The organism is Campylobacter curvus (assembly GCF_013372125.1).
In the GTDB taxonomy this organism is placed as follows: domain Bacteria; phylum Campylobacterota; class Campylobacteria; order Campylobacterales; family Campylobacteraceae; genus Campylobacter_A; species Campylobacter_A curvus.
Genome location: NZ_CP053826.1, coordinates 1,259,197 through 1,269,814 on the forward strand (window position 1 = coordinate 1,259,197; position 10,618 = coordinate 1,269,814).

The 10,618-nt window shown below is 45.4% G+C and carries 11 protein-coding genes; 5 read left to right on the forward strand and 6 right to left on the reverse strand.

What is annotated here, in order from left to right:
• Positions 1–36 precede the first annotated feature (36 nt).
• Positions 37–2,160, forward strand: a complete 2,124-nt coding sequence (locus tag CCVT_RS06090; protein WP_227898194.1) for an RNA degradosome polyphosphate kinase — start codon at positions 37–39, stop codon at positions 2,158–2,160.
• Positions 2,161–2,291: 131 nt separating this feature from the next.
• On the opposite strand, the gene CCVT_RS06095 is transcribed toward CCVT_RS06090, so the two are convergent.
• The 4 genes from CCVT_RS06095 to CCVT_RS06110 are packed head-to-tail and all read right to left on the reverse strand — an operon-like array spanning position 2,292 to position 5,880.
• Positions 2,292–3,113, reverse strand: coding sequence for a 3'-5' exonuclease (locus CCVT_RS06095; protein ID WP_018136516.1), 822 nt, complete (start codon positions 3,111–3,113; stop codon positions 2,292–2,294).
• On the reverse strand, positions 3,110–3,757 hold the full coding sequence (gene rpe, locus CCVT_RS06100; RefSeq protein ID WP_018136517.1) for a ribulose-phosphate 3-epimerase: 648 nt from the start codon (positions 3,755–3,757) through the stop codon (positions 3,110–3,112). Before rpe ends, CCVT_RS06095 begins: the two co-directional genes overlap by 4 nt.
• Positions 3,758–3,766: 9 nt before the next feature.
• Positions 3,767–5,137 carry a hypothetical protein gene (locus tag CCVT_RS06105; RefSeq protein ID WP_018136518.1) on the reverse strand — a complete coding sequence of 457 codons (1,371 nt, stop codon included), beginning with the start codon at positions 5,135–5,137 and terminating at the stop codon, positions 3,767–3,769.
• Positions 5,134–5,880, reverse strand: a complete 747-nt coding sequence (locus CCVT_RS06110) for a hypothetical protein (RefSeq protein WP_018136519.1) — start codon at positions 5,878–5,880, stop codon at positions 5,134–5,136. The genes CCVT_RS06105 and CCVT_RS06110 overlap by 4 nt, the downstream gene beginning before the upstream one ends.
• A 158-nt stretch (positions 5,881–6,038) precedes the next feature.
• On the opposite strand from CCVT_RS06110, the gene rpmB reads away from it, so the two are divergent.
• Genes rpmB through CCVT_RS06130 form a run of 4 tightly spaced genes read left to right on the forward strand, consistent with a single transcriptional unit; the run spans position 6,039 to position 8,829 of the window.
• The gene (rpmB, locus tag CCVT_RS06115) at positions 6,039–6,230 is read left to right on the forward strand and encodes a 50S ribosomal protein L28 (protein ID WP_009651385.1); all 192 of its coding nucleotides are present in this window, start codon (positions 6,039–6,041) and stop codon (positions 6,228–6,230) included.
• Between the two features lie 21 nt (positions 6,231–6,251).
• The gene (locus CCVT_RS06120) at positions 6,252–7,382 is read left to right on the forward strand and encodes a potassium channel family protein (RefSeq protein ID WP_018136520.1); all 1,131 of its coding nucleotides are present in this window, start codon (positions 6,252–6,254) and stop codon (positions 7,380–7,382) included.
• Positions 7,375–8,565 carry a bifunctional glutamate N-acetyltransferase/amino-acid acetyltransferase ArgJ gene (gene argJ / locus CCVT_RS06125; RefSeq protein ID WP_018136521.1) on the forward strand — a complete coding sequence of 397 codons (1,191 nt, stop codon included), beginning with the start codon at positions 7,375–7,377 and terminating at the stop codon, positions 8,563–8,565. The genes CCVT_RS06120 and argJ overlap by 8 nt, the downstream gene beginning before the upstream one ends.
• 54 nt (positions 8,566–8,619) lie before the next feature.
• Positions 8,620–8,829 (forward strand): YdcH family protein, encoded by a 210-nt coding sequence (locus CCVT_RS06130; RefSeq protein WP_018136522.1) that lies wholly within the window; start codon positions 8,620–8,622, stop codon positions 8,827–8,829.
• 324 nt (positions 8,830–9,153) lie between these two features.
• Here CCVT_RS06130 and epsC read toward each other — a convergent pair whose 3' ends face one another.
• Entirely contained in the window at positions 9,154–9,705 is a 552-nt protein-coding gene (epsC, locus tag CCVT_RS06135; protein ID WP_018136523.1) for a serine O-acetyltransferase EpsC, read from the reverse strand.
• Positions 9,706–9,710: 5 nt separating this feature from the next.
• The gene (cysK, locus tag CCVT_RS06140) at positions 9,711–10,616 is read right to left on the reverse strand and encodes a cysteine synthase A (RefSeq protein ID WP_041743332.1); all 906 of its coding nucleotides are present in this window, start codon (positions 10,614–10,616) and stop codon (positions 9,711–9,713) included.
• Positions 10,617–10,618: the final 2 nt, after the last annotated feature.

Here is a 10,618-nt window from a genome sequence, read left to right on the forward strand (position 1 = left end):
AATATAGTCGCTAAGTATCTTATAACTCTAAATATCATAAAATACCGCCAAAATCAAAGGAAATTTATGAGTGAGAACGAGAGCCTTTTTATAAATCGCGAGCTTAGTTGGCTACGCTTCAACTCGCGCGTCTTAGCCCAATGTGAAAAGAACATACCGCTGCTTGAAAAGCTAAAATTCATAGCCATCTATACGACGAATTTAGACGAATTTTACATGATCAGGATCGCCGGGCTAAAGCAGCTTTTTGCCGCCGGTGTGGTGACTAGCGGAAGCGACGGCATGAGCCCGCTAGATCAGCTTCGTGAGATCAGAAAATACTTGCAAGAGGAGCAAAAGCTAGTCGAGGCACACTACAACAAGACTAAAGACGCACTGGCAAAAGAGGGTCTTCTCATCAAAAACTATGACGAACTTGATGACGAGCTGAAGGCGAAATGCGACGAATATTTTTTCTCAAATATCCTGCCGGTCATCGTGCCTATCGCGGTGGATACGACGCACCCCTTTCCTCACCTAAACAACCTCAGCTTCTCGCTCGCCGTAAAACTAGCCGACATCGAGCATCCTGAAATTTTAAAATACGGCATGATCCGTATCTCTCGCGTCTTGCCGCGTTTCACTCAGCCTAGCGAAAAGGTCTATGTGCCCATCGAAACCATCGTCCACCGCCATGCTGAGGAAATTTTCCCCGGCTACAAGCTGCTTAGCTCGTGTGCGTTTAGAGTCACCAGAAACGCCGACATCGTCATAGAAGAGGAAGAGGCGGATGACTTTATGATGATACTGGAGCAAGGGCTAAAACTACGTAGAAAAGGCGCTTTCGTGCGCATGCAGATAGAAAAGGACGCGGATAAGGACATACTTGAGTTTTTAAATTCTCATATGAAAATTTTCCATAAAGATATCTTTTTCTCAAATGTCCCGCTCACGCTCAGCTCACTTTGGCAGATCGCCTCAAATAAGGACTTTAGCCACCTGGCAAATCCTCCTTACGCACCAAAGACCTTGCCGCCGTTTGGCGAAGGTATCTCGATATTTGATGCTATCGACAAAGAGGACATCGCGATCATGCATCCTTACGAGAGCTTTGATCCGGTCGTTAGCTTCATCAAAGAGGCGAGCAAAGATCCCAAAGTCATCTCCATACGCATGACGCTTTACCGCGTGGATAAAAACTCGCCTATCATCCAGTCTCTCATAGACGCTGCCAGCGATGGCAAACAAGTGACCGTCATGGTCGAGCTAAAGGCGCGCTTTGACGAGGAGAATAACCTGCACTGGGCAAAGGCTCTAGAAGACGCCGGCGCACACGTGATATACGGCATTACAGGCTTTAAAGTGCATGCCAAAGTCTCTCAGGTCATCCGCCAGATCGGCGATAAGCTGAAATTTTACATGCATTTTGGTACGGGCAACTACAACGGCAGCTCGGCTAAAATTTACACCGATGTGAGCCTCTTTACTAGCCGCGAGGAATTTAGCAACGATACGACGACGTTCTTTCACATCCTCTCTGGCTACAATAAAAACCGCCGCCTAAAAACGCTCAGTATGTCGCCGTTTCAGATAAAAGAGCGTATCATAGAAAAGATAAAGATCGAGGCGTCCAAAGGCGCTCAAGGGCGCATAATCGCAAAAATGAACGCCCTTATCGACACGGACGTGATAGAGGAGCTAAGTCTGGCTTCAAACGCCGGCGTGAAGATCGATCTCATCGTGCGCGGAGTGTGCGGACTGCGCCCCGGTATAAATGGTAAAAGCGAAAATATCCACGTGCGCTCGATCATCGGTAAATACCTCGAGCACGCTAGAATTTTATATTTTAAACACAGCGATCCTAAAATTTACATCTCGAGTGCAGACTGGATGCCACGAAATTTAGAGCGCCGCTTGGAGCTGATGACGCCGATTTATGACGCGAGACTACAAGAGAGAATGCTTGAAATTTTAGAGCTTCAGCTAAGCGACAACGAGCTTGCCTTTGAGCTAAAAAGCGACGGCGAATATGAAAAAGTGGGCCGCAGCAGCGATGCAAAGGTCATAAACAGCCACGATGTCCTAGAAAACTATATCGCTAAAATTTATAGATCGCTCAAGAAAGATACCGACAAGGCAAAGGCCGATCTCATCGCGACGAAGTTATTAAAAGAGAGCTAAATTCGGCCCTTTGTGGCAGCAAATACTTCACAAATCTTATACGCTCCAGGAGCGACCTAGCGTAGACGCGGGCAGCGTTTCAAGGAAATCTTTTTGCTTCGCAAAAAACTACTCAGCCCCTGCGGGCTTCCCTAATTTTCGTCGGCAATAGCGTCGCTATTTTGCAAGCTTGGCTCTGGTTTTAGCTTCATGCTAGGAGCGGTCTTACTAAAATTTATGAGATCCTCTACGCTTTGGACGCTAAAAGGCAGCCTAGAGATGCAGATCTTTAAAATTTCAGTCGCTGCAACGGCGTCATTTAGGGCTCTGTGATGAGTATTGTTTATGCCAAGCAGCTCTTTTAGCGAGCCAAGCCCGTATTTTTGTGAGGCTATTGTTCTGCGCGAAAGATCGATCGTGCAAAGCTTGCGGTTTAAAAGCATCCCAAGCCCGATGTTGCTTAGGCTCTGCGAGATAAATCCATAGTCAAAATTTACATTATGCGCGACAAAAACGCTCGTACCAAGGAAAATTTTAAACCGCTCGAGTACGCTTTTAAGTGACGGTGCACCCATTAGATCGCTTTGGCTGATGCCGGTTAGCTGCGTGATGTTTTCAGGAACGAAAGGTGCATCGACAAAGCTTTCAAAACGCCCGATCTCTGCGCCGTTTTTTATCTTTAGCGCGCCTATTTCGATGATCTGACCGCTGGTTATGCCACCGCTGGCTTCGATATCCACGACACAAAATTCCTGCTGCGTTATATCTCTAAATCTAGTTTGCAGCTCGATCTCATTTTGCTCGTTTCTAACGATATCAAGCCCTAAAGTGCGCCAAAGCTCGATGTTTTTCACGTCTATGACGCCGACAAGCTCCTCTATATCTGAAAATTTCGATACGAACTCATGATAGCTCATGCTATGAGCGGCTAAAATGTTGAGTAAATTTTCCAGGCGCTGCTTTTGCGGTTTCAAAACTCAAGCTTTATCGCACGAATCGCTTGTTCGTAGGAATTTGACGAAAATATATAGTTGCCGGCGACCAGGATATCAGCGCCGGCCTCCTCGAGGTCTGGGGCGTTCAGCCCGTTTATACCGCCGTCTACTTCGATGAGGCATTTTGCGTTTTTTTTATCGATCATCTCGCGAAGAGCGCGGGTTTTTTCTATTACTTGCGGCATGAAGCTTTGCCCGCCAAAGCCAGGATTTACACTCATCAAAAGCACCATATCGACCTCGTTTATGATGTATTCGAGCGAATTTATCGGCGTATGCGGATTTAGCACGATGCCAGGATTCACGCCGTTTTTTCTGATATGGTCTATGAGGCGTAGCGGGTGCTTCTCCTCCTCGATATGAAAGGTGAGAAATTTAGGCTTAAGCGGCAAAAAAAGATCTGCAAAAAATGTATTATTTTCGACCATCAAGTGTATGTCAAGTGGCTTTGTAGCGGCCTTTGCGACGGCATTTACGACGACAGGCCCTATCGTCAAATTTGGCACGAAATGCCCGTCCATCACGTCTACATGAATGAGGTCACAGCCCGCTTCGCAGATCGCTTCTATCTCGGCCTTTAAATTTCCAAAATCAGCTGACAAAATACTTGGCGCTACATACATTTTAGCTCCTTATTTACTCACGAATATCATGCCAAATTCCTCGTCTTTGACATGTAGTTTTGCCAAAGCGCCCTTGCTGACACGATCGAAAAATCTCTCGTTTATGAGGATTTTAGGCATCGTGACCTTGACGCCTGGCTCTTTTTGCAAAAGAGAGGATAAAATTTTATTTACTATGATGCTAAAGACCTGAGAGTAACCGCTCAAATAGCCATTTTCTAAGTCTTTCGGCGCTAAAATTTTACAAATTTTCTCGGCTTTGTCCTTTTTTAGCCCCAAAATGAACCTCATCTCAAAATCACCGTAAAACAGCACGCACGCACGCACGAAATCGTTTTCGTTGCTCACGTCGTAGGTTTGCACCTTGGTATCGGCGCAAACTATCTGAGCGTTCGTAAGCGGCAGCAACGTATCGATCGTAGATGAGATGATGAAAGGCAAAATTTCAACGATATTTTTAGTGATGTGAGACGGGGCGATCTCAAATATCCGCTTTTTAAGATACACGGTCGAGTCATCGTCGAAAAACTCCTGCAAGCTCTTGTATAAAAGCATGTTTGCAGACTTTAGTCTATTTACAAGATCAATAGAGGTATTGTTTTGATTTAGCCCGCAGATACCAAGCAAAGCGCCAAACTGGGAGCTGCTTTGAGATAGCTTTATCAAAAATTCGCCGCCTCTGACGTTTAGCGCACTCGTTATATTTACCCAAAATATAAAAAATTTAAAGCCGATCTTTAGCATATTTTGATGATATTCTACGTCGAATTCCTCCACGAAATCAGAGTCCATTATGCCCTCTATGCGGTAGATCACGACATCGTCTTTTACGAAAGATTGTATAAATTTTCTGGGCGAGACGAGGTGAGTGCGTGCGCTTATGGCGTAAGGTCTATTTTTACTAACTCTTAAAAATTCTCTCAAATGTCCGGCGACCCTTGGCTTATAGCCGCGCTGGGCGAGCCTTTGAGCTATAAAGGCGCGATGCTCTTCGTTTTCGTTGAAAACGACTATCTTCTCATCTGCGTTCATCGCGATCTTGTTAAAAAACAGGCTCGCTATATCTTCGGTCTCAAAAAGCGAGAAATTTATGATCTTCGAGCTGGTCTTCATCATCAGCTCGAAAAAGCCCTCGTCATAGTCGCAAATGCCTATACGAGCGCCGGTTTGCTTTGAAATTTCAACCAGCTTGCCTATCATGCTCGCTAGACAAAGAGGGCTAAAAAACGTCACATCTTTTAAAGAAAGCAGGACACATGTCGTATTTCTGGCCTCGATAAGCTCGATATCTTTTTTACTCGGATGCTTGCCGAGGAAATTCCCCTCTAAAAATCCAAACGGGCGGATGATCGCCAAAGAGCCGTTAAATGTGAGTTTCATCGCTGCAAAGCCTTTTTGAGCGCGATCGTCATCTCCGCACTCGCATGGATGCTGACGTCTAAAATTTTGTTGAAACCAAAGTCGTAAAATTCAGGTTGGCAAAACTCGTAAGCAAGCAAAATTTTAAGATATCCCATCACCTCTATTTCCTTCATAGTAAGCTTTTGCATATCCCAGCCCGCCGCCTTACAAGCGGTATCAAAAAGGCTGATGTCGTAGCCTCTTTGTAAAATTTTATCGTAGCTGGTATCGGTGAGGGATATGATCTCGTCAAAGCTATACGAATAGCTTGAAAATACGAGCTCGCAAAGTATTATATTGATGAGCATATAAGAGGCTATGGTCAAATTTCGCTGATTTTTTAGCTGCAAATAGCCAAGGAGCTTGTTCCAATCAGATAGGAATTTAGCGTTAAATTCAGCAAGCTGCAAAGTGCTTATATCAAAGACCTTCCATTGTTTGGGGGTCTTTAAAAAGACGAAGTAAGAGTAAATAATCATCCTAAGCACGTCTACACCGAGCAAATGAGAGATCGCCACTATGTCTTTATCCTGCGTATCTACGCCAAAATCGGCCGCTCTAACAAGCGTCAAAAAATAGGCTCTAAAGGTCTTGTCGGCGCTGAAATTTTCAATTACGGCGGATATATCGCCGATGCTTAGTAGTTCCTCGCATCTATCGCTGGTTTCGTGAACGTTGAATATATTTTCTAAAATTTTATCGATCTGTTCTTGAGGGATCATCACAAACTCGGTTATTTAATTAAAATTTACGCGTATTTTATCTATTATTTTCTTAAAAAAGCGACAAGAAAATTTATCGTTTGAAAAATACTCTTTAAGCGTCGCTTTTGTTTATTTTAGATACAATCAGCAGAAATTTTTGTTTATAAGGAAAAAATATGTCAAGAAGATGCGCTATAACAGGCAAAGGTCCTATGGTTGGCAACAACGTAAGTCACGCTAACAATAAGACCAAAAGAAGATTTTTGCCAAATCTTAGAACTATCCGCGTTACGCTGGAAGATGGCACGACTAGAAAGATAAAAGTCGCCGCTTCTACTCTAAGAACGATGAAAAAGCAATCAAACTAACATGCAAAACAAGAGGAATTTATGTCTTTTCTTACAAGGCTTTTAAAATTCCTCAACTGGTCAAGCTCCTCTAAACCCGAAATAAGCCTCGATACCCAACTTTACGAACAGTTAAAACCTTTTAGATTTCCTCTGATAGCCGTTGTGCTTTTGCTACTTTTTGGCTCGCTCGGATATGTCTTTATAGACAATTTCTCCCTGATAGACGCCTTTTATCAAGCGGGCATGACATTTACGACAGTCGGCTTTACCGAGGTCGCACCTATAACGCCAAAGGGCAGGATATTCACCATCACATTCATTTTGATCGGCTTTATGATCTTCACGCTATCTATCGGCGTCGTAATCGAGGTCTTGAAAAGAGGCACGCTAATAAATATTTTAAAGGAAAGACGCATGCTTTATAAGATCGCAAGGTTAAAAAACCATTTCGTCATCTGTTACCACAACCTCTACACCATCGAGCTAAGCGCGGAATTTCGCGAAAATCACATCCCTTTTGTGGTCGTGGACGACCGAGAGGACTTGGCGGAGATCGCACAAATTTATAAATATCCTTATTTCATCAAAGCCCAGCCCCACACCCAGGTCGCATTTTTAAAGACTCACCTCTCAAGCGCGAAAGGCCTCATCACGCTTAGTCCAAATATCGCTGATAATATCGCCCTGATCGCATCCGTGCGCCTTTATGAAAAGGAAATTTCAAGACGAAAGCCATATCACATCATCACGAATTCAGATAGCGAGGACGATACTCAGCGTCTAAAAAAACTAGGTGCGGACAACGTCGTGAGCCCCTCTCGTCTGGTCGCTCAGCGACTAAGTGCGATGAGCGTGCGCCCCGACATGGAAAATATGCTCGAGCAGTTTTTATATAAGAAAAACTCTCCTATCGACATCGAGGAGATCTCGGTGCCTGACTACTCTTGGGTGCGTTTTAAGCGCCTAAAAGAGACGCATCTGCGAAATATCACAAACGCCGATGTCGTCGGTATCCGCGATATGAATAACAAATTTATCCCGATGCCAAACGGCGATACGCTCATAGGCACAGGCACGAAGCTTTTAGTCATCGGTACTGTCGATGGCATAAGGCTAACAAAGCGCGTCATAAAAAGCAAGCATAAACCGGAGGAATTTAAATATGTTTAAGATAACGCCTCTTGAAAACGGACTTGAAAATGTCGAGGGATTTTATTTTGGCGGGGTAAATTCCGGCTTTAAAAAGGACGCAAACGACCTTGGATTCATACGAAGCGACGAGCCGGTCGATGTCAGCGCTAAATTTACGTCAAACAAATTTAAAGCTGCACCGATCAGACATTTTTTAAAATATCCTCAAAATTTCAAAACGAATTTCATCTTGCTAAATTCCAAAAACGCAAACGCTATGACCGGTGAGTCCGGCGTTGAGGATATAAATTTTTTATTTAAAGAGCTCGAAAAAAACGTGAAATTCAGCCTTGTTGATCCGATCATGAGCTCGACTGGCGTCATCGGCTATAGGCTGGATACGGCGAAAATAGCGGCCGCCTTTAGTAAATTTGACTTTAGCTCACGCGACAGCGATGCCGTAGTAAGCGCCATAATGACGACTGACAGCTTCAAAAAGCAAGTCGCCTACGAGGTCACGCTCGAGGACGGATCAAAATTTAGCATCGCAGCCATTTGCAAGGGTGCCGGCATGATAAATCCCTGCCTGGCGACCATGCTTTGCTTCATCTTGACTGACGCAAATATCCCGAAAGCCGACATGGACGAGCTACTAGGTATCGCCTGCGAAAAAAGCTTTAATGCGGTAAGCGTCGATGGCGACACCTCGACAAACGACACGGTGATGCTGCTTACCTCAAGAAAGAGCGATGCCTACGATAAAGCCGCGTTTGCAAATATCTTAAATCTGATAACCAAAGAGCTATCGCTCATGCTGGTACGCGACGGCGAAGGAGCGAGCAAGGTAGTGGAATTTGAAGTAAAAGGCGCACTGGACGCCCAACAAGCCATGCACGCAGCAAAGGCGCTCTCAAATTCGCTTTTAGTAAAGACTGCGATCTTTGGCGAGGATCCAAACTGGGGGCGCATAGCCTCGACTATCGGCGCTAGCGGCGTAGAGTGCGACGAAGAAAAGCTAGTCATCTACTATGACGATGTGCTGGTTTATGACGCCACACACAAGGAGCTTGACAAGATCCGCGAGCAAGCCGCACACGCCGTGATGCAAAAGCCAAGCTACAAAATAAGCTGCGATCTTGGCATCGCAAAGGCTAAATTTAGCGCTTACGGCTGCGATCTGGGACACAAATACGTTAGTATAAACGCGGACTACCGCTCTTAGTCAAGCATTTACACTTCTTTGTTAAAATTTTTGAAATTTTTCAAAGGAGCTTTGATGTTACACGAATACACAGATCTCATCAACGAGCTAAAGCCGAAAGACGCTCGTTTCGCCGCACTATGCGCCAAACACGATGAACTAAACAAGCGCATAGACAGCAAAGACGTGCCTGACGGTGCCGAGCTTGACACCATGAAAAAAGAAAAACTCAGGCTAAAAGACGAAATTTACGCTGCGGTATTAAAATACAAAGAGACCCTCTAACTAAAGCGCCTTCTTTTGCGGGAGGCGCTAAATTCCACTTTATTTTATTAGACGCTATTTTTAAAAGTATTAATTTTCAAAATTTTAAGGCTTCGTTACAATATTTCATTGATTTCCAGATTTCAAAGCAGGAGAATGCGAACAGCATCCCTGTAAAAATCTTATGAAGCGACTCTATCGCCACCGATTTACAGGGAGGCGAAGCGACCGAGTAAAAAACGTGATACTGATTTTTCACAACGCTCCACTCGCAACCGCTAGCAGAAGTGAAGGAGTAAAAGTAGCTTGAAGGTATAGAGCCAAATTTAAATGACAAAAGAGCTTTTATATGATAAATTCCGGTTCAAATTTAGCACCGTTCACGCGCACGATGCGAGCCGGGATGCCAACCACCGTGGCGTTAGATGGGACATCTTTTAGCACGACGGAATTCGCTCCGATCTTGGTGTTTTCACCTATCGTGATAGCGCCTAAAATTTTAGCTCCGGCAGCGATAGTCACGCCATTTTTGACGGTCGGATGGCGCTTGCCGGTCTCCTTGCCCGTCCCTCCCAGCGTGACTTGATGATACATCATCACGTCATCGCCTATCTCGGCAGTCTCACCGATGACGACGCCCATGCCGTGATCTATGAAAAATCTTTTGCCGATCTTGGCACCGGGATGTATCTCGATCCCGGTCAAAAATCTAGCCATCTGTGAGATAAATCTAGCCAGAAAAAAGTGTCTTCGCAGATATAAAAAATGTGAAATTTTATGAAAAGCGACCGCGTGAATGCCCGGCGTATTTATCAAGATCGCTGCAAAACAACAATTTTTGACCGACGGATCTTTCTCGCGAACGACGCTGACTAGCTCTTTTAGACCATCCCACATAAATTTTACGCTCCGTAAAGCTCTGTGCTTAGGTAGCGCTCGCCGTTATCCGGAGCTACGAACAGAACTTTTTTGCCGGCTCCCAGCGCCTTTGCGACCCTTTTTGCCGCTACGTAAGCCGCACCGCCGCTGATACCAAGCATTATACCGTCGCTCTTTGCCAGCGCGCGCGAGCCGGACATCGCATCTTCGTTGCTGATCTTTTCGATACCATCAACGATACTCATATCCATCGTCGCCGGGATAAATCCGGGCGCTAGGCCTTGGATCTTATGAGGTCCAGGATTGCCGCCACTTAGAACCGGCGACGCCTCAGGCTCTACTGCGATAAATTTCGTAGCATAGCCCTTTGCTTTGAGCGCTTTTGCGACTCCGCTTATCGTCCCACCCGTGCCTACTCCGGCTACGAAAGCATCTAGGCTGGTAAAATCGGCCGCCACCTCTTCGCCTGTCGTCAGCTCATGCGCTTGCGGGTTGTATTTGTTTTCAAACTGGCTTAGCATCACGTGATTTGGCTGGCTAGCTAGCTCGTGAGCCTTTGCGATCGCGCCTTTCATACCGTTTGCCGCAGGCGTGAGCTCCAGACGAGCGCCGTAAGCTGCGACTATCTTACGCCTTTCGATACTCATGCTCTCAGGCATGCAAAGCACCACTTTATAGCCCAAAGATGCCGCCACCATCGCGATACCGATGCCGGTGTTCCCGCTAGTAGGCTCGACTATCGTATCGCCCTTTTTAAGAGTGCCGTCAGCTTGCATTTTTTCTATCATATTTAAAGCTATACGATCTTTGACCGATCCACCCGGGTTGAAAAACTCGAGCTTGGCGTAAATTTCAGCCTCATCGGCACCGGTTTTTAGCTTGACGACAGGCGTTTTGCCGATCGTTTGCGCGATATTTTGGTAAATCATCT